This is a genomic window from Vibrio sp. A1-1, from assembly GCF_021728175.1.
GTDB lineage: Bacteria > Pseudomonadota > Gammaproteobacteria > Enterobacterales > Vibrionaceae > Vibrio > Vibrio diabolicus.
In genome coordinates this window covers 1-18,607 of sequence record NZ_JAKKCL010000011.1, presented here as the reverse complement: position 1 = coordinate 18,607, position 18,607 = coordinate 1, and the positions used below count along the sequence as shown (strand labels likewise).

Genomic DNA, 18,607 nt, shown 5'->3' with positions numbered 1-18,607 from the left:
TGCGCTTCTACTCACTAAGTTGATTTGAAGAGGCAAAATAAAATGAACAAAACACTTCTTGCGTTACTTGTTACCTGCTCAGTTTCGGTATCTGCGGCTCCTTATGTAGGTCTGGAATATGGACTAGGCACCACTGACCATGATTTGGAACCTCACTTTTCAACTGACAACGTAACACTCAACCCTGAGCTTGAAGACGGTATTTTCTCAGGCTTTGTCGGTTACGCGTTCAATGACAACTGGGCATTGGAACTGGGTTACAGCCAGTTTGACCTTGATGATAGTCGTTCAAAAAACCTAGGTATCAAGTCAATCGATGGCAAAGATTACCATCATGAAATGGATTGGGATGCGTCAATCAAAGCCAAGCAAGTGTCGCTGGCACCTGTGTTTAACTATGCATTAAATGATAAATGGACAACAAAATTCAAAGCGGGTTTAACGTACACGGAATACAACGCCAAGGTTTCTAAACATCAAGAATACGAGCTTGTCGCGAACGACGATGTGGAAATGAACAACACGCTTTTCCATAGCACGGAGAAAAACAACGAGCTAGGCGCAATGTTCTCAGTGGGTGCGGAATACAGAATTTTCCCGCAGCTCACCATAGGTGCAAACGCAAAATATCAACTAGACCGATACGCGAACACTGCATCCTTTAACGTAGGCACAACTTACTACTTCTAATTTAAGGAGACGATAATGAAAAAAATGATTTTAGCATCCATGTTTGCCCTACTTTCAAGCTCAGCTTTCGCCGCGTTTAATGGTCCAGAAATAAGCGTAATTAATTCGGTGAAAGAGGCGCACAACGCAACCGACGACAGCGCCGTCATGTTAACCGGGCACATTGTTCAATCTCTTGGTAACGAGACTTACTTGTTCAAAGATGAGACTGGTGAAATCGAAGTGGAAATCGACAATGAAGATTGGATGGGACTAGACGTTGGTCCAAACGATAAAGTGACGATTCGAGGCGAAGTTGACTCAGAGTGGACAACCAAGCAGATCGACGTAGAGACCATTCAAAAGCTTTAACTCGCCTGACACCTCAACACAAACAACACAGCCACATATTGGAGGCTGTGTTGTTTATGAGCCGTGAAACTACTCGTTTAGCTGGTCAAGCAAGGACAATCTTGCGGCAAGACTAATCGTATACTCTTAGGCTGAACATCAAACCGTATTGTTCTCGAATGATATGGTTCACCATCTAAATTAAGCGGTAGTGGATTTGGGAAGTCTATCTCTAACCAGCTTGCTCTTGTGTGTTTTACAAACTCACCTTTCTCGCTAGGATTATTGATCTCTTCGATAACTTTCGGTAGCTCATGAGGTAAGAATGGACGCACCAATGTTAGATCCATCAAGCCATCATTAATCATCGCTTTCGATGCTAACTCTTGCCCACCTCCAGCTAAGCGACCATTGCAGAAAGCGCCAAGCAACATTTCTCCCTGATAAGCCCCGCCTTCAATTGTTATTGTTCCGTCATAAGGTTTAAAGCCGAGCGCTTTTACAACACCAGTTAGTGTATAAGCGCCGCCACCAAGAAAGTTTTTGAGTTCAACAGGCGTTTCTGCCGTAACTTCTGCGCCAAACCCAGCTGTTGCCACGTTAATAAAGTAGCGATCGTTAGCCTTGACACAATCGACCAAAGCAGACTGCCCTTCTACGGCGAGAGATAAAGACGCCTTGGTAGAAGCTGGCACTTGAATCGCGGTGGCAAAATCATTTGCGGTACCAAGAGGGATAATGGCTAACTCAGGGCGTTTTTCTTCTTCAATTTGGATAATCGCAGAAGCCGCCTCATTGACGGTCCCATCGCCACCAGCGACAACAATACGTTCAATCCCTTCATCAACCGCTTCTTTCACCAAGCGCGGCATGTCTTGAGATTCCCAAGTCACTCGCACTTGCACATCGACGCCCTTGTCTCTCATTTTCATGATTGCATCTCTTAACTCTGGGTTCCCAGCTTTTTTGCCGTTAAGGATGGCACGTATTGTCTTCTTCATTGCACTTCCTATTGGTTGATGACTTTCCCTGCTTGTTTAATCTGTGATCGCAACCATTGATGGGCACTGTCGTTTGTCCGACTAGGATGCCATATTGTGCAGAGCTCATAGGTTTGTTCATCAAATGGCATAGATAAAGATTTAACATGATAGGTGTGGTTGAACAAGTTGATCATCGACTCGGGCATTAAACCAATATATTCACTACCGCAGATAACAGGTAGCATTTCCAACACGCCAGAAGCTCGATACTTTATCTTTCTTTTGTCCAAGTCGACAATATCATCGGCGTTTAACAAGCTCTTACGACTTTGCCACTGCGAAACCACCACATGTTCTTCTTCAAAAAATTGTTCAGCCGTAATCTCGTTCTTTAAGCGTGGGTGCTCCTCGCTACACACCACCACCAAGCGCTCAGTAAGTACAGTTTCAACTTTTAAAACTGTTCTTGCTCTTGGCGCGATATCAATGATCAAGTCGTAACGTTGCAAACGCAGATCGCTTTCAAAATCTTCCGTAAAGAGTGGATGAACCTCTAAAGCAATATGTGGTGCTAACTCACGGATCTGTTTCATAACTTGAGGGAGCAACTCAAAACTTGCAACAGAGACACAAGCAATGGAAAACACTCGATTCGACACTTTAGGGTCAAATTCGCTAGAAGCCGTCAGAGTTGAAGTAAAGTTTTGCACCGAAGTAAGCAGCGCAGGGTAAATATCCATAGCAAAAGAGGTAGGTTCTACCCCCTTGGTACAGCGATGAAATAAAGGTTCGTCATAAATATCACGAAGGCGTGCCAACGCTTTGCTGACTGCGGGCTGCGTGATGCTGAGACGTGCTGCTGCTTTAGATAAGTTCCCCTCTTCATAAATGGCAATAAAGATAGGGATAAGATTCAGATCGGTCGGTTTCATGCTATTAAATTTTTCGAAAATCACTTTCTCTATTTTAATCTAACAGCATGATAGTTAACGTAGCCAAGTACAAGAAATGGGCGGTACGACCTGTTTTAATGAGTTTTAACTCAATTTTGACGTACTCCATTCACCGCATAAGTGAGCAGCTAGCGTGCAAGCCAAAGCTTACATTAAGATTTGCCTAAATATGGGGTAAGAAACTCGCAGACTTCCTCGCCGCATAAACCAATTTCCACCTCAATACCCGCTTGTTCTAGAATCTCGATTCCTCGACCACTGTTGCGCGGATCTGGGTCCAACATGGCTACGACGACTTTGCCAATACCGGATTTTACTAATGTCACCGCGCACGCTGGCGTGCGACCAACAAACGAACACGGTTCGAGCGTAACGTATGCCGTCACCGATTCTAACGAGCCTTGATATGCATTCAGCGCTTCTACTTCCGCGTGATTGCCACCAATAGCTTGAGTATGACCTTCTGAAACGATTTGATTGTCTTTCACTAACACGCAGCCAACCGGCGGGTTGGGTTGACATTCAGGAAGCGCATTTTTGGACACTTCCAATGCGCGGCGCATAAACTCTTGGCTCATTTGAACTCTATTCTCTAATAAAAACGAGGCGCTATATTAGCGCCCCGTTTTATTCATTGCCATCTCTTCCAATGACTTTGTCCAGTTCTGGTAACGCTCGCGGTATACGGAATTTAAAGCGTTGTTGTTTGGTCTGGATCTTGCGCCACATCGACTTCATTAAATGAGCGCTATTTTCGCCATTTTGCATTCGCGACGCACTTTTTTGCCACGATTTACTCGTATCGGCTTTGGTCATTTCCAGCTCTGCCGTATTTAAACGCAATTGTTTGTACAATACGGTCCTTGCTTCAGACCAACGTTTAGCCTTTAACAAACGGTGGAACGTCAACCATGCTGGTGTCGGTCTGTTGCGGTAGTAACGTTTAATGGCTACCAATGAAACAGTCACAAAACCCAACAATACAAGCGTGGAAACAATCCATGCAAAATACGTTTTGATGAAGGATTTCAACGTGTGCTTCGCGGCAAATGTTTTGCCCTCTAACACCACCGTTTCCACTTGCTGAGTCTTACTGTTCCACCAACGGAACTCATAATCTGGCAGGGTTAATTCACCACCTTGTTGAATCACGTACACGCTCTCTTCTGTGCGTGTTGACTGGTAATCACCACGTGTTTGCGTATCTGTAAGACGGTGCGGTTGAGGATACGCTTGGTAACGGGTTGTTGATTCTCCTTTCAACATGTCTGGTAGCAACACAGATAGCGAATCTTGAGCTGAGATGGTGATTTTACGCGTGATTGCATCCCCAACTTTGAGTGACTCAGTGGAGGTTTCCCACTCTTGTTTTACGTCTACGTGCGTTGCCGAAAACCAAGGCGTGTCACCGCTCAACAATCCCGATGGCAAGGCGGTTTTGAACTTAATCGGCTGCGTGTAAAGTGTGCCTGACACCTTCTCGCCGTCCGGCGCCGACACCTGAACGCCCACTGCGACAGGTGGAATCACAAAATCACCAGATGCTTGCGGATACAAAGTCACTTCCCAGCGTTGACGCGACCAAGTTTGTCCGCCCTTGTGCTCCGTGAAGTTAGTGGCTAACTGATTACGCTGTTTGGCGATAACATTGGGCATTTCAATACTGCCAATTCGCGTCCCACCCGTAAACCAGCGCGGCGTTGCCACTTCGATGGTTAAAATGACTTGCTCGTTGACACTAAAACTTGGCGTTTTACGCTTTTCTCCAGCCGTTGGTTGTTGACCAACCCACGCTTGCAACTCAACACCATGATTGCGTTGAAGATCGTAAATGTCCTGAGCGAAAACGTGACGACTTATGAACAGACTCAAACAAACCACTAACCATGCTACTATCCGTGCAGGAAGTACAAAAGAGGTAACGCGATGGACATTCATCATCATTGGGCCGCTTCCTCTGTATTGTGTTCCGTTGTCGTAGTTGAGCTACCCGTTGTTGGCGAGCGTAATTGAATTTGGAATTTAGCGCGTAAGAAATACTTCGGATCCGCTTCGACTCGCTTTAGCCACTTGTCGGCTAATTCTTGGCTACCTAAGATATCGTCTGCGCTTAACGTCTCTTTAATCATCAACTCCGCTGACGTTTGTTCATCCGCTCCTTCTGCGGTTTGAGGGTTGTCGCCTAGCTCGGTTGACGCCTCTTGCTCTGTTCCGGCTTGACTTTCACTCATCTGATTTATCTCATCGACGATGCCAGCAATCACTTTCAAGTTGTGCTCAACATCAGGTCTTAACGACTCGCTCAACGTTGGCTTGCTGGCTAAGGATTTTAACAAGTCGCGAGCAGCCAAATATTCACGTTGGCGCGCCAATGCGCTAGCCGCATTGTAAAGACCGTAATCTCGAACCTCTTCGGACGGGTCGTTTTGCATTTCCAAAAACGCACTGTGCGCGAGCTCAAACTCGCTAGCGTAGTAGTACGCCGTGCCTTTGCGTAATGGATCGACAAAGTGTTTTGCAGCTTCTAAATACGCTTGTTGGTTGAACAAACGCTGTCCTTGTTGGTCTGGCGTCAGCCACAAATCCCACCACCATTGCGCCACCTTGTCGAAGGTCGTCACTTTTTGCACAACTTGTGGCTGCTCGGCTTTCACAGAAATGTTCTCCGCTATTGCACTGGTCGGCATCAACAGTGTACCGCTCACCATTACGATCACGCACCACTGCACTAACCACCCTTTTCTAAACCACAGCATCATGATCAACGCGATTGGGAACAGCAGTTGATAACCCATGTCTTTCCAAGGCATTGAAGATTCGCCATTAAGCTGCATATTGCGCTCAACGTATCGATTCAGTTGTTCGATATCACTGTTATCGACCGTCACTTCCACCAATCGACCATTGGTCTGGCTGGCCAGTTTTTGCAGAGAATCCAAATCCATCGGGTTGTTACTCACGATGTCTGTATTCCCCGCAGCAAGAATTAACAGTTGATAAGGTTTACCTGCAAAATACGCTTGGTATTGCTTAATCGTGGCCGGGTTCACGCCGTCGCTCACCAACAAAACGGTGGAGCCTGGTTGACCTTGCAATTGTTGATCAATTAACGGCAAGGCTTTTTCAGCAAGCTTACCTTGCACGGGCATGATTTCTGGCGTAATGGCCGCCAAAAATGGGTCAAATACTTTGCTGTCTTGAGTCACAGGCATCGCCACATGAGCACTGCCCGCAAACACGACTAAACCCGTTTTTCCGCCTTTTCGCGCAGCTAATAAATCGCGTACTTTCTGTTTGGAACGCTCAAGGCGGCTTGGTGGGAGATCTTTTTGCAGCATCGAGTCGCTGTTATCAAGCACCACAAGCAGAGAGGCTTTATCTTCACCAAAGGGAGAAGATTCACGTTGCCACGTTGGGCCTGCACAAATCACAATGGCGATTAGCACAATCAGCATCAAGAGCTTAAGCGGCAGTTGCTTGCGCCAACCTCGCTCGCCAATCGTCAAAGCATTGCGTAAATGTTCGGGTAGAATATCCTTCCAGCTTGGTTTGCTTTCTTCTCGCCAGCGCAACCACACCAAGAAAAACATAGGGATCAAAGCCAGTAACCACAGCGGTCGAATAAAATGAAACTGCGTAAAGAATTGCGTCCAACTAAGAGAATCAAACATCGCTCTCTCCTAATGATGATCGTGTTGCAGCCCTTCTTTTGAGTGTCGCGACGCTGAACGCGAGTAAATGCATGATGACCACTAACGCCATCAAGTAATGGTGAAGACTTTGTTTCGGCCGGTATGTGGTGCTTTCGTAAAGTTGAGGTTCCAGTTTGCCAATCTCGTCGTAGGCAGCCGACAGTTCATCACGGTTGAGTGCTTCAAACGCTTCACCGCCGGATTCTTTCGCAATGCGATGAATCGTGTCCATATCCAACGCGGTTTCACCTATCGTTTCCGGATCGCCCATCGCAATGACGTGCACTCGCACGCCTTTGGCTTTCGCAACTTTCGCCGCATCAATCGGTTCGACAAAGCTGCCCGTGTCGTTACCATCGGTTAATACAATCGCGACTTTTTCACGGTTTTGGTCTTGTTCTAAAGCACCACGCGACTTATCGCTTTGCTCAAAAACTTTAATCGCTAAGCCAATCGCATCACCAAGATGGGTACTCTGCCCTGCCATCGCCACATCGGTTTGGTTAAGCAGTTCGAGCCACACTTTTTGGTCTGCGGTAAATGGCGTTTGCACAAAAGCGGCATCACCAAAAAGTACCAAGCCTAATCGGTCACCTTTACGAGACTGAACAAACTCCGTCAGCACTTCTTTTGCCGCATCAAGGCGAGAAATTTTTTCACCTGTACGAGAGGTGAAATCAGGCTCAGCCATGGAACCCGAAAGATCCACCACCACCATAACATCGCGCCCTAAACTCTCGCGAACTTGAGGCTCGCCTAACACGGTGGGTTTTGCCATCGCACACACCACCAAAAGCCATGAGAGAATTAACGTTGCTCGTTGCCACCAGCTTGGGGTTAACTGGCTTGCACCTTCTGACGGCGTCTCGCCAATCGCTTCCACCAACTGACTAAAAAACGGCACTTTGATCGCCATTTGCTTAGTGCGATATGCAGGCACCAAGTAGTACACCACCAATGGCAGCGGCAAAATCAGAAACCACATTGGGTGAGCAAATTCAAAACCAGACAAACCAGTTAGCGATACAAGAAGATCATTCATGTTGACCTCCCTGATTTGCTTTGCGTTTCAATAATGGAGATTTCTTTGCCGCGCTTTTTTGAGCATCACAGCGGTGTTCACTCACCCAGTTTTTCGCACGAGCAATAAGCGTCACTCGTTCTTCGTTGGTTAGCGTAACGCTGGGGTCAACAATACTTTGTAGCCAGCGCTTTGAAAGCTCATCGTTAAAGACCACTTGCGAGTTTGCTTGAGAATCTCCGGTTTGCGGATATAGCGCATCGAGCTTGCGCAAAAAGGCGGTATCAAACAATTTCGCGTTACAGCTATCAACATGAATCAACACAATTTTAAGCACAGAGAACAATACTTTAGGCATACATTTGTCGCTCAGTTTGATTTGCGAAATCGCCAGCAGAGCTTCTTGTCGGTAGCGGTTACACCACCATTGTTGAGCCAAGCGATATACGACATACAACAGTACAATGAGCGCAACCACCGCTAAAATTTTCCAGCCAATAGTTTGCGGATACCAACTCACACTTGGTGGCACGGCCACATCATGTAACTCTCTGAGTATGTAGGTACTCGGAGGCGTAGGAAGACCACTCATTTAACGCCCTCCTACCAGTTTTTGAAATTGTTTAATGTGCTCGCCAGTCGTATCGAGTTCAATGTGCGGAAGGTGTTTCATCGCCATAAGTTGAGAGAGTGATTGACGCTGTAAGCTGGTTCGAGCCTCAAGCTTTGCGCTCGCGGCTTCTACCTTTGCTTTGCTGTCTAAATTGAGTTGATACTGCCCATCACCAACCACCCATTTCGATTTTGCCAAATCGTCTGGTAGCGCTTGTTCTAATGGGTCACTGACCATCACTGCGAGAACATCGTTGTGCTGTTGTAGCTGTTTAAGGTGGTCAAGATGGTGCTCCTCGCAGTCGCTCCAGTCGCTGATAAAAATCAAAGTGGATTGTTTGAGCTTCATGCGTTTAATGAGCTCAATCCATTGACTGAACGTCACTTTTTCGGAATTGCGGGAGTCCACATTGAGCGATTGATTGGCTTTAGCGAGACGCTTAAGTTGCGCCAGAAGATCGTTTTGCGTACGCTGTGCCTTGCTTTGAAACAACGCCTGCTGGGATGCGATGACAAAACCGACTCGGTCGCCATCTTTTAATACTCGCCACCCACACATCGCTGCGATCTCTGCCGCGACAACCGATTTCATTACTTGCGTCGAAGCAAAAAACATTGTGCTTCTCTGGTCGACACACACGATTACGTTGCGATCTTTTTCTTCTGTATAGCTGCGTACGTGCGGCTTACCTGTACGCATCGTAACTTTCCAATCAAGGTTACGAATATCGTCACCTAATTGGTAATGGCGCAACTCTTCGAAGTTCAATCCACGACCACGAAACAGCGAATTATGGCGGCCTGAGAGTACGCTACCCGCTTTTAGGTGAGGAAGTAAACTGAATGATTCTGCTTGTGCTTGCAAGCGTACTAAGCGAGCGTAATCGCAGTACAAACGGGGATCCATCCCCTGTGATTTTGGCGCAAGAGTTGGCTTAGCCATAATGCCTCCCGCTTACCCAATTTCTACACAATCTAGCAGCTCTTGCACGACGCGTTGGTGATCGACCCCGTCTGCTAGTGCATCGTAGGTCAAAGAAAAACGGTGGCCCAGTACAGACGGAACCATGGCTCGCACATCGTCAGGAGTGACATGGTCACGTCCTTGCATCCACGCATACGCACGAGCGCATTTGTCTAGTGCGATGGAAGCACGGGGACTAGAGCCAATCTCAATCCATTTTGCTAAGTTTGAATCGGCATAACGCTCTGGCTTACGAGTCGCCATCACTAACGCGACGATGTAGTTTTCCACTAGATCTGACACAACAATATCAGGTAGTTGACGACGTGCTTCTAGCACCACGTCAGGTTCGATGTGTTTTGGCGTAATAATTTCGCTGCTGGTTTCCGCACCTAATTCTTCACTGCGCACCAAACGAATGATGTCACGTTCGGCTTCATCTTCTGGATAGTCGACAGTAACCTTCATGATAAAACGGTCCATTTGCGCTTCTGGCAGCGGGTACGTGCCCTCTTGCTCTACTGGGTTTTGCGTTGCAAGCACCATAAATAAGTCTGGCAATACGTGAGTTTTATCGCCTACCGTGATCGTGCCTTCGGCCATGGCTTCAAGCAGTGCGGCTTGTACTTTGGCTGGCGCACGGTTGACCTCATCGGCAAGCACTATGCTGTTAAAAATTGGCCCTGGTTGAAAATGAAGTTGCGGCTTGCCATCCAACTCTTGATAAACCTCGGTTCCCGTCACGTCCGATGGCAAAAGGTCTGGCGTAAACTGGATTCGACCAAAACTGGTGTTTAACAAGTTGGCCAACGATTTTACAGAACGTGTTTTTGCCGTTCCCGGCAAACCTTCTAGAAGAATGTGCCCGTTCGTTAATAACCCGATGACTAAAGCTCGAACCACGTGGCTTTGTCCAATGACGCTTTTTTCTGTTTGTTCGATGAGTTCTTTTATCGCTTGTTGTGCGTGGTTCATAGGGTACCTTTTCAGTGGTTTAAGCCGTCTTTTCAATAGTTAAGTATAAGAACAAATGAAATAACTTAAGGTTATATTCACTATGTTATCTTTGCGGTTCTTCAGATTGGAGAAGCTGTGCAAGACCAACCAACATCGGTAACGCGTAATCAAAGAACATTTTGATTCCCGAACACAGATAGTTTAGTCCAGCCTCGCCATTCGGCGTTTTGATCAGACGGTTTTTCGGACACTCGCCCCAGCAATAAGGCAAGTAGGGACACTGCTTACAATACGTCGGCAAAGATTCGCGTTTTGCCATGCCAAAGGTGTATTGTCGTGTAGAGAAGGCCATGTCATTCAATGAGTGTTCATGAATGTTGGCGAGTTTGTATTCTGGGTACACATAGTGGTCGCAACTGAACACGTCGCCATTGTGCTCAATCGCCAAGCCTTTGCCACAAAACTCAGCCGTCACGCAAAGCTGAGACGGTTTCCCCATTACTTGCGCTACCGCGGTTTCAAACAGGTTAACCAGTACACGGCCAAGATCGTTATTCACCCATTCTTCAAAGGTCGCCATTAAAAAGCGTCCCCAGTCTTCAGGATCAACCGACCAATCCGTCACAACAGACATTGGATGACCCGGTTTCGCCAGATCACTGCCTTTGGTTGGGATCATCTGTTCGTTCCAAAACTGCGGTGCGGTTGTTTGGAAGTCGTTCGCTTCAACCACCGGTGCAAACTGAATGTATGTCACACCCAATTCTTGGGTTAAAAATCGATACACTTCGAGCGGGTATTTCGCATTGTGACGATTCACCGTCACCAACGCGTTGAATTTCACGCCATGCGCTTTGAGCCTATCTACCGCTTTCATCACCAGATCAAACGTCGGCTTACCGCTGCGGGTTTTGCGATATTTGTCGTGCAGCTCTCGTGGCCCATCAATCGACAAGCCAACTAGGAAGTTGTGCTCTTTTAAAAACGCACACCACTCATCGTTTAGCAAAATGCCGTTGGTCTGAAGGTCGTTTTCAATGCGAACGCCTTTCGGCTGATGTTTCCTTTGCAGAGCTACAACATTGCGGAAATAGTCCAACCCAAGTAGAGTTGGCTCCCCGCCCTGCCATGAGAATACAATTTCTTCGCCATCCTGACTTTCGATGTAGCTTTTCACGAACGCTTCCAATGTTGCGTCGTCCATTTTTGGCTGCTTTTCTTGGTGCAGTAGATTTTCTTTATGCAGATAAAAGCAGTACTGACAATCGATGTTGCATTTTGCTCCGCCTGGCTTTGCCATTACATGGAATCGACGATCGTACGCACCCGGAACCGGTGCTTTAGACGCCGTTTTAAGAGGAACAATAGGCATGGTAGTAGAATGGCGAGGGGAAATCTTACTCATACGTTTCTCACTATTTAATATACCCAAATAACCTCGTAATCACATTTCAGCAGGAATTGAAGCTATTTGGGTATATAGCGCTCCGAAAAGCGCTATATAATATTAATTACTTAGAAGACTTAGGTACGAACGAACCTGCTTCCATACGAGGTGGGAATTCTTTGAATGTACCCATCACTTCTTTCACTGTATCCATCGCTGGCATCATTAAGAATGAACGCTCGTACATCCAACGAGAGTAACCCATACCTTGGTCACCACGTTCGAATGGGTCGATACTCAAGTCGAAGATCAATGGAACACGAAGTTTAGTAAACGGCTTGCGCCATACATCCATGCCCGTTTCATTCTCTTGAATCATAAAGTGGAACTTGTACTTTCCTTGGCGTAATGCCACAAGATCACCGTCATCGCTCCAGTAAACGAATTCGTTACGAGCAGATTTGTCTGACTTACCCGTTAGATATGGCAGTTGGTTGTAACCATCTAGGTGAACTTTATAGTCCATATCACCAACTTTCTTACCTTTTAGTAATTCATCTTTAACTTTGGTGTCACCCGCTGCAGCAACCAATGTCGGGAAGAAATCCTCTAATGACATCATGCCGTTGAACGTTTTACCTGCTTCGATGTTTCCAGGCCATTTAATCAACATCGGCACACGGAAACTGCCTTCCCAGCCAGTGTTTTTCTCAGAGCGGAATGGTGTCATCCCTGCATCAGGCCACAAATCAACCATAGGGCCGTTGTCAGTGGTGTAAACAATGATTGTATTGTCATCCACACCTAACTCTTTGATCTTATTAAGTAGCTGACCGATTTGATCATCGTGCTGCTTAACACCATCCGCGTAGAAACCAGCACCTGTTTTACCTTGGTATTCTTCAGGAACATGCGTGAAGTTGTGCATGCGAGTGGTGTTAAACCAAGTAAAGAACGGCTTATCCGCTTTTACTTGTTTTTCTATGAAGGTTTCCGCAGCATCAAGGAATTCAGCGTCAACATTTTCCATACGCTTACGCGTAAGTGGACCGGTATCTTCAATTTTGCCGTCAGCGTAAGAGTGGATTACGCCACGAGGGCCAAATTTCTTCTTGAACTCTGGATCTTTAGGATAATCCACGTTCTCTGGCTCTTCTTCCGCGTTCAAGTGATATAGGTTGCCGAAAAACTCATCAAAACCGTGGTTGGTAGGAAGGTGTTCGTCTCGGTCGCCTAAATGGTTCTTACCAAATTGTCCGGTTGCATAACCCATTTGCTTGAGCACGGTTGCAATCGTTGGATCTTTTTCCGAGATACCTTGCGGAGCGCCTGGTAAGCCCACTTTTGATAGACCAGTACGTTTTGGCATTTGACCAGTGATGAATGCAGAACGGCCTGCTGTCGAACTTTGCTGTGCGTAGAAGTTAGTGAACTTCGCACCTTCTTTAGCAATGCTATCGATGTTCGGCGTGTTGTACGCCATCATGCCTTGGTTGTAGGTACTAAGGTTCCAGTAACCAACATCATCACCAAAGATGACAAGAATGTTGGGTTTGTCCGCTGCGTGTGCAACTGCAGATGCAGCGCCTAATGCTAACGTACATGCGTTAAGTACGAGTTTTTTACTGCTCGTTTTGGTCGCATTTTTCATATTATCTCCAAGAGTTCGCTAGTGCGTAAAAATGGTATTCGCTTTTCAATACCATTGTTGATATAAGATAAAGCACTAATTTCAGGCGATAAATGCAGTCAGAATTAGTTAACCTATAAATTAAATTTATGAGTAACGTTATGGACTTGAATTTGATCCAAACTTTTCTTGTTGTCGCGGAGTTCCAATCTTATACAAAAGCCGCGGAACAATTGGGGCTTACGCAACCTGCTGTGAGCGCTGCAATAAAGCGTTTAGAACAAGTGGTCGATAAGCAATTATTTGTCAAAAAAGGGCGAGGAATCGCACTAACATCCACCGCCTATCAACTGCTACCACAATTCCAGCAAGCGGTTAATATCATTGATAATGCGATATCCGATAAGAATCATTTTGAAGTGTGTTGTTCCGAAATTTTATTGCACATTATGGACCCGATAAAGAACACTATTTTTTATGAATCGCCACCCGAAAAGTTCTTATTATTTGAGCTTCTAAGACAACAAAAAGTCGATCTTGTCATTGATACTGTTATCACAAAAGATGCCGCATTTATTATTGAAGATGCCTACGAAGAAGAGGCGGTGATTATCTGTCGTGAGAATCATCCCCGCGTGCAAGGCTCGCTCTCAAAAGAACAGTTTTATGAGGAAACTCACTGTTTGTTTTCAGGGAAATGGAACAACATGAGCGGTTTTGAACAGCTATCCCAAGAAACTATTCAAGAGAGAAAAGTCGATTTGATCACATCTTCGCTTGCTGGTATGGCGTTGTACGTCGCGCAACGCGATTGTTTAGGCTTAGTGTCTCAATCTTTTGCAAACAAATGGAGTAAAGCCCTTAAGCTTCAAGTTCTGCACTGCCCTATTTCTATATGCGCTATCCCTTACAAGTTTGTTTACCACAAGCGAGAGATGAACAACCCTGCTCATATTGCGCTACGTGAAAAAATTAAAGCGAACTTAACGGCAGCCCACTACGAGCCAGTTTCCTTGTAGGACTTGTTGATTCGCATTTTCTTTGCCATTCGTTGCTCTGAAAGCTTTTATTAGACGGAAAAAAAGAGGCTCATATGAGCCTCTTTTCTATATGGTTGCATCGTATTGCTTACGTAGCACTAGCCTACTTATTTGGGTTCTCTTTTAATTTCTCCATCACTTGATCGAGCGAGAAGCTTGCCGCTTTTTGCCTTGGTGGAAACTCTTTAAACGTTTCGAGGAATCTGCCTACGTAAGCTTGGGCAGGAACCAGCATATAAGCACGGTCTAGCATCCAATCATAGTAGGTGTTGGAAGTGATATCAGCGACTTCGTAAGGATCCATACGTAAGTTGAAGATCTTAGGAACTCGAAGTGTGGTGAATGGTTCTGCCCAAATGCGCAGCGTACCTTTTGCTCGTTGCTCCATGAAAACCAGTTTCCACTTGTTATAACGAAGTGCGGTTAAGTCTCCATCATCCGAGAAGTAAAAAATCTCTTCACGCGGTGCTTTCTCTTCTTTGCCAGTTAAATATGGCAGGAAGTTGTAACCATCGAGATGCACTTTGAATTTCTTACCATTCGCACTATAGCCTTTGAGTAATTTCTCTTTGATACTGTCATCACCCGCGGCAGCAACGAAAGTTGGCATCCAGTCCATATGGTGCATGATATCATTCGAGACAGAGCCAGCTTTAATTTTACCCGGCCAACGTACCATCGCAGGGACTCGATACGCACCTTCCCAGTTAGTATTTTTCTCTCCACGGAATGGCGTTGTGCCTGCATCTGGCCACGAGTTCATGTGTGGACCATTATCGGTTGAATAAAAGACTATCGTGTTGTCTTTTATGCCCAAATCGTCCACTTTTTTCAGTAGTTGGCCGACATGATTATCATGCTCGACCATGCCATCTGCATACTCACTGATGCCTGTTTTTCCCGAATTCTCTTCTTTCACGTGGGTGCGGAAATGCATACGCGTTGCGTTCCACCAAACGAAGAAAGGTTTTTCAGCTTTGACGGCACGATCCATAAAATCGAGAGCCGCATCCAACGTCTCTTCATCCACGGTTTCCATACGCTTGCGAGTCAGAGGCCCGGTGTCCTCGATTTTGCCGTCAGCGTACGAGCGAATAACGCCTCGTGGACCAAACTTTTTACGAAACTCTGGATCTTTAGGGTAATCGACGTTTTCTGGTTCTTCCTCGGCGTTCAAGTGATAAAGGTTGCCAAAAAATTCATCGAAGCCGTGGTTAGTAGGCAGGTGTTCGTCTTTGTCGCCTAAATGATTTTTACCAAATTGACCCGTCATATAGCCCATCGGCTTCAACATTTCGGCAATGGTGGCATCTTCTTCCTTCAAGCCAAGATCTGCGCCAGGAAGCCCTACTTTACTTAAACCCGTTCTAAGGACGGTCTGGCCGGTGATAAAAGTAGAACGGCCCGCAGTACAAGATTGTTCACCGTAATAATCCGTGAACATCATGCCCTCTTTCGCGATGCTGTCTATGTTTGGTGTTTTGTATCCCATCAAGCCGAAGGTGTAAGCACTGAGATTGGACTGGCCAATATCATCACCCCAAATGACGAGAATGTTAGGTTTCTCTGCCGCGATACTGCTACTTGTCGCGCCAATTAAGGCGGCGGCAAGAATCGCTAATCGACGTTTTACGCCATATTTCGCTGTCATATAAACCTCTGTGTGTATTAGAAAAGAGCTTCCTGCAACAGAATGTATAGTCTAGAAATAGTGGATAAGCGAATCTTAGAAATAAGAACTTTAGATACATTAACAGCTGCTCTAGTCTCCAAAATAGCTGATTATTTGCTTTAGAAATTGTGGTAATACTTATTGATTTGGCGATTTAAATTGGTGCTCTTTCCCTCGTAGAGTTATTTCTTCCATATCAGAATTTTGATATGACTCCGACATATTGCATTACAAATAAAATACAGCATTGATTTCACGCTAACATTAATGATAATAGTTTTTACTATCATTAATAATTAAAATGCCAATATGTTTGAGTCTACCCTTTCGTCTGCTCCTAAGACGGCAGCTTCCGATAACGGTCTCAATAATGAATATGAGCTCGTACTGGACAAGCACAGCCATACTGTGATGATAAATCGCCCGCCAGACAAAAAGTTAGTTCAGCTTACAAGCGTTCAATTCGAGCTGCTCCGTACTCTGACTCATTATCAAGATCAAGTACTTAGCAAACCTTTCCTTTATGAAACGGTACTGAAGCGCACGTTCTCAGAGCATGACCGCGCACTCGATATGCACATTAGTAGAATAAGAAAACGACTGGTTAGCGAAGGGATTAACGCGGATCGAATTCAGACCGTTCATCGACAAGGTTATGTATTTAAGCATGCGAAAAAGTAAAGAAATCGCGGCGAATTGCTCCAACTTTTGGTAATTGACCGCTTATTTTGCTTTAATTAATGCAAATTCTAATCACGTAAAATAACTCAATGAATTTGCGCTTAATTTTTATACTTTGCATTGCTACATTGTTTGCTGGCTGTGCAACCTATGCGGGCCTTAACTATGACCAACTGTTTGGTCCACAGCTCGTTCGTGAACGTACGGCGGACGTAGCTACACCTCAAGCAAACTTCTTCCAAAGCGAAGTCAAACCCATTATGGATAACCGCTGTGTCGTCTGTCATGCGTGCTACGATGCACCATGTCAGCTTAAGCTTTCTTCAGTTGAGGGTATTGACCGTGGCGCGAGCAAAGCACTGGTATATGAAGGAACAAGACTTACTGCCGCCGCGCCAACACGCTTATTCGAAGATGCAGAAACAACCCAAGAGTGGCGCGATGCGGGTTTTCATCCGGTACTTAACGAACGTGATCAGAGCATGGCGGCCAACATTGATGCAGGCCTCATTGCACGTTTGCTACAACAAAAAGAACGCCACCCGCTGCCTGATCAAGTCCAGTTAGAAGGTTTTGATTTTTCGATAGACCGAGAACAAACCTGTCCAACAATTGAAGAGTACGAACAGTACGAAAAAGATAACCCAACCTGGGGAATGCCTTTTGGTATGCCAAACCTATCAAACAGTGAATACCACACACTGATGACTTGGCTGGAAAACGGCGCGATAATGAACGTTCACCAACCAATTAGTGAGCAAGAGCAAGCTCAAATCGACAAGTATGAGACTTTGCTCAATCGCGCTGATCTAAAAAATCAACTGATGGCGCGCTATATTTACGAGCATTTGTTTTTGTCTCACCTCTACTTTTCAGAACTCACTGAAGACCCTCGATTCTTTACGTTAGTTCGTTCTTCTACTCCACCGGGGCAACCAGTAAAACGTATTTCAACACGTCGCCCATACGATGATCCCGGGGTTGAGCGCGTGTTTTATCGAATTATTCCAGAACAAGGGACGATTGTAGATAAAACACACATGCCGTTCGCGTTAAACAAGCAACGTATTGAAAACTGGAACACATGGTTTATCGATGCTGATTACACGGTTAATCAACTACCGAGTTATGAACCTGAAGTTGCTGCAAACCCGATGACATCATTTATCGATCTTCCGGTTAAATCACGCTTCAAGTTTATGTTGGACAATGCGCAAAACACGATCATGGCTTACATTAAAGGGCCTGTTTGTCGTGGCCAACTTGCACTGAATGTTATCAATGATCGCTTTTGGATATTCTTTCTAGATCCAGATAAAGCAGATATCCCTGAAGTAAATGAGTTTTACCGCTCTCAGGCTGATAACCTAAGACTGCCAGCAGAGCAGGAAAGCAACACGCTGCCTGTTACCAACTGGGTTAAATACGCGCGTCAGCAAGCTCGCTACCTAGAAGCCAAGTCTGAATTTACCAATAACTGGTTTAAGGAAGGCGAAAACCTATCCACCGACGTAATTTGGGACGGTAATGGCACCAACCACAATGCGGCATTAACGATTTTCCGCCACTTTGACAGCGCGTCAGTCGTACAAGGGTTAGTTGGCGAGCAGCCGAAAACGGTATGGATTCTTGACTACGCGTTACTAGAACGCATCCACTATTTGCTCGTTGCTGGGTTTGATGTGTACGGCAACTTCGGCCACCAACTCATGACACGAATGTTCATGGACTTCTTGCGTCTGGAAGGCGAAAGTAACTTTATCTCGTTGCTGCCAACCGACATGCGTCATGAACTGCAATCAAGCTGGTATAAAGATCAAAGTCCACAGTTAAGTGACTTTTTACAACGCAACGTGAAGCCATTTAACCGTAATCGTTCACCAAGGTAACTTGACTTGATATTAACGGAGGGCGAGAGCCGCCTATAGATCAAAGACGTTGGGGTACGCTCTCTTCGCCACAACAGCCGTGATGATTTCACTCAACACTGACATT

At 45.7% G+C, this 18,607-nt stretch carries 16 protein-coding genes and 1 pseudogene; 5 read left to right on the top strand and 12 right to left on the bottom strand.

Going from position 1 to position 18,607, the window contains the following annotated elements:
* The first annotated feature begins 42 nt into the window (after nt 1-42).
* Together L3V30_RS15660 and L3V30_RS15655 are read left to right on the top strand one after the other, a co-directional pair.
* Nucleotides 43-690 carry an AcfA family outer membrane beta-barrel protein gene (locus L3V30_RS15660; protein WP_237309260.1) on the top strand — a complete coding sequence of 216 codons (648 nt, stop codon included), beginning with the start codon at nt 43-45 and terminating at the stop codon, nt 688-690.
* A 15-nt stretch (nt 691-705) separates the two neighbouring features.
* On the top strand, nt 706-1,041 hold the full coding sequence (locus L3V30_RS15655; RefSeq protein WP_053807720.1) for a NirD/YgiW/YdeI family stress tolerance protein: 336 nt from the start codon (nt 706-708) through the stop codon (nt 1,039-1,041).
* A gap of 77 nt (nt 1,042-1,118) precedes the next feature.
* On the opposite strand, the gene yegS is transcribed toward L3V30_RS15655, so the two are convergent.
* The 11 genes from yegS to L3V30_RS15600 all read right to left on the bottom strand — a co-directional run bounded on the left by yegS (nt 1,119) and on the right by L3V30_RS15600 (nt 13,240).
* The gene (gene yegS / locus L3V30_RS15650; RefSeq protein ID WP_237309259.1) at nt 1,119-2,021 is read right to left on the bottom strand and encodes a lipid kinase YegS; all 903 of its coding nucleotides are present in this window, start codon (nt 2,019-2,021) and stop codon (nt 1,119-1,121) included.
* An 8-nt stretch (nt 2,022-2,029) separates the two neighbouring features.
* The gene (locus L3V30_RS15645; RefSeq protein ID WP_237309258.1) at nt 2,030-2,935 is read right to left on the bottom strand and encodes a LysR family transcriptional regulator; all 906 of its coding nucleotides are present in this window, start codon (nt 2,933-2,935) and stop codon (nt 2,030-2,032) included.
* Between the two features lie 173 nt (nt 2,936-3,108).
* Nucleotides 3,109-3,534: a bifunctional diaminohydroxyphosphoribosylaminopyrimidine deaminase/5-amino-6-(5-phosphoribosylamino)uracil reductase RibD gene (locus tag L3V30_RS15640; RefSeq protein WP_005398150.1), complete on the bottom strand. Its 426-nt coding sequence runs from the start codon at nt 3,532-3,534 to the stop codon at nt 3,109-3,111.
* 49 nt (nt 3,535-3,583) lie between these two features.
* Nucleotides 3,584-4,900, bottom strand: coding sequence for a BatD family protein (locus L3V30_RS15635; RefSeq protein WP_237309257.1), 1,317 nt, complete (start codon nt 4,898-4,900; stop codon nt 3,584-3,586).
* Nucleotides 4,897-6,627, bottom strand: a complete 1,731-nt coding sequence (locus tag L3V30_RS15630) for a VWA domain-containing protein (protein WP_237309256.1) — start codon at nt 6,625-6,627, stop codon at nt 4,897-4,899. The genes L3V30_RS15635 and L3V30_RS15630 overlap by 4 nt, the downstream gene beginning before the upstream one ends.
* On the bottom strand, nt 6,620-7,690 hold the full coding sequence (locus L3V30_RS15625) for a VWA domain-containing protein (protein ID WP_005398156.1): 1,071 nt from the start codon (nt 7,688-7,690) through the stop codon (nt 6,620-6,622). Before L3V30_RS15625 ends, L3V30_RS15630 begins: the two co-directional genes overlap by 8 nt.
* Nucleotides 7,683-8,261 carry a DUF4381 domain-containing protein gene (locus L3V30_RS15620; RefSeq protein ID WP_237309255.1) on the bottom strand — a complete coding sequence of 193 codons (579 nt, stop codon included), beginning with the start codon at nt 8,259-8,261 and terminating at the stop codon, nt 7,683-7,685. The genes L3V30_RS15625 and L3V30_RS15620 overlap by 8 nt, the downstream gene beginning before the upstream one ends.
* A complete protein-coding gene (locus L3V30_RS15615; protein WP_237309254.1) occupies nt 8,262-9,224 on the bottom strand; it encodes a DUF58 domain-containing protein in 963 nt (320 codons plus the stop codon). It lies immediately after the preceding gene.
* A 12-nt stretch (nt 9,225-9,236) separates the two neighbouring features.
* Nucleotides 9,237-10,220, bottom strand: a complete 984-nt coding sequence (locus L3V30_RS15610; protein WP_006742792.1) for a MoxR family ATPase — start codon at nt 10,218-10,220, stop codon at nt 9,237-9,239.
* Between the two features lie 85 nt (nt 10,221-10,305).
* Nucleotides 10,306-11,607, bottom strand: coding sequence for an anaerobic sulfatase maturase (locus L3V30_RS15605; protein ID WP_237309253.1), 1,302 nt, complete (start codon nt 11,605-11,607; stop codon nt 10,306-10,308).
* Nucleotides 11,608-11,713: 106 nt separating this feature from the next.
* Nucleotides 11,714-13,240: an arylsulfatase gene (locus L3V30_RS15600; protein ID WP_237309252.1), complete on the bottom strand. Its 1,527-nt coding sequence runs from the start codon at nt 13,238-13,240 to the stop codon at nt 11,714-11,716.
* A 128-nt stretch (nt 13,241-13,368) separates the two neighbouring features.
* Between L3V30_RS15600 and L3V30_RS15595 the strand changes: the two genes are divergently transcribed.
* Nucleotides 13,369-14,238: a LysR family transcriptional regulator gene (locus L3V30_RS15595; RefSeq protein WP_053807811.1), complete on the top strand. Its 870-nt coding sequence runs from the start codon at nt 13,369-13,371 to the stop codon at nt 14,236-14,238.
* 124 nt (nt 14,239-14,362) lie between these two features.
* Here the strand turns inward: L3V30_RS15595 and L3V30_RS15590 are convergent, their stop codons facing one another.
* Nucleotides 14,363-15,910, bottom strand: a complete 1,548-nt coding sequence (locus L3V30_RS15590; protein ID WP_046875994.1) for an arylsulfatase — start codon at nt 15,908-15,910, stop codon at nt 14,363-14,365.
* A 330-nt stretch (nt 15,911-16,240) separates the two neighbouring features.
* On the opposite strand from L3V30_RS15590, the gene L3V30_RS15585 reads away from it, so the two are divergent.
* Nucleotides 16,241-16,612: a winged helix-turn-helix domain-containing protein gene (locus tag L3V30_RS15585; protein ID WP_227483998.1), complete on the top strand. Its 372-nt coding sequence runs from the start codon at nt 16,241-16,243 to the stop codon at nt 16,610-16,612.
* An 89-nt stretch (nt 16,613-16,701) separates the two neighbouring features.
* Nucleotides 16,702-18,483, top strand: a pseudogene (locus L3V30_RS15580) (fatty acid cis/trans isomerase); the annotation flags it as partial.
* Nucleotides 18,484-18,607 lie beyond the last annotated feature (124 nt).

Bases quoted from the DNA above. Each gene is read 5' to 3' on its own strand.
- L3V30_RS15660 (WP_237309260.1), top strand. From the start codon at position 43: ATGAACAAAACACTTCTTGCGTTACTTGTTACCTGCTCAGTTTCGGTA.
- L3V30_RS15655 (WP_053807720.1), top strand. From the start codon at position 706: ATGAAAAAAATGATTTTAGCATCCATGTTTGCCCTACTTTCAAGCTCA.
- yegS (WP_237309259.1), bottom strand. From the start codon at position 2,021: ATGAAGAAGACAATACGTGCCATCCTTAACGGCAAAAAAGCTGGGAAC.
- L3V30_RS15645 (WP_237309258.1), bottom strand. From the start codon at position 2,935: ATGAAACCGACCGATCTGAATCTTATCCCTATCTTTATTGCCATTTAT.
- L3V30_RS15640 (WP_005398150.1), bottom strand. From the start codon at position 3,534: ATGAGCCAAGAGTTTATGCGCCGCGCATTGGAAGTGTCCAAAAATGCG.
- L3V30_RS15635 (WP_237309257.1), bottom strand. From the start codon at position 4,900: ATGATGATGAATGTCCATCGCGTTACCTCTTTTGTACTTCCTGCACGG.
- L3V30_RS15630 (WP_237309256.1), bottom strand. From the start codon at position 6,627: ATGTTTGATTCTCTTAGTTGGACGCAATTCTTTACGCAGTTTCATTTT.
- L3V30_RS15625 (WP_005398156.1), bottom strand. From the start codon at position 7,690: ATGAATGATCTTCTTGTATCGCTAACTGGTTTGTCTGGTTTTGAATTT.
- L3V30_RS15620 (WP_237309255.1), bottom strand. From the start codon at position 8,261: ATGAGTGGTCTTCCTACGCCTCCGAGTACCTACATACTCAGAGAGTTA.
- L3V30_RS15615 (WP_237309254.1), bottom strand. From the start codon at position 9,224: ATGGCTAAGCCAACTCTTGCGCCAAAATCACAGGGGATGGATCCCCGT.
- L3V30_RS15610 (WP_006742792.1), bottom strand. From the start codon at position 10,220: ATGAACCACGCACAACAAGCGATAAAAGAACTCATCGAACAAACAGAA.
- L3V30_RS15605 (WP_237309253.1), bottom strand. From the start codon at position 11,607: ATGAGTAAGATTTCCCCTCGCCATTCTACTACCATGCCTATTGTTCCT.
- L3V30_RS15600 (WP_237309252.1), bottom strand. From the start codon at position 13,240: ATGAAAAATGCGACCAAAACGAGCAGTAAAAAACTCGTACTTAACGCA.
- L3V30_RS15595 (WP_053807811.1), top strand. From the start codon at position 13,369: ATGAGTAACGTTATGGACTTGAATTTGATCCAAACTTTTCTTGTTGTC.
- L3V30_RS15590 (WP_046875994.1), bottom strand. From the start codon at position 15,910: ATGACAGCGAAATATGGCGTAAAACGTCGATTAGCGATTCTTGCCGCC.
- L3V30_RS15585 (WP_227483998.1), top strand. From the start codon at position 16,241: ATGTTTGAGTCTACCCTTTCGTCTGCTCCTAAGACGGCAGCTTCCGAT.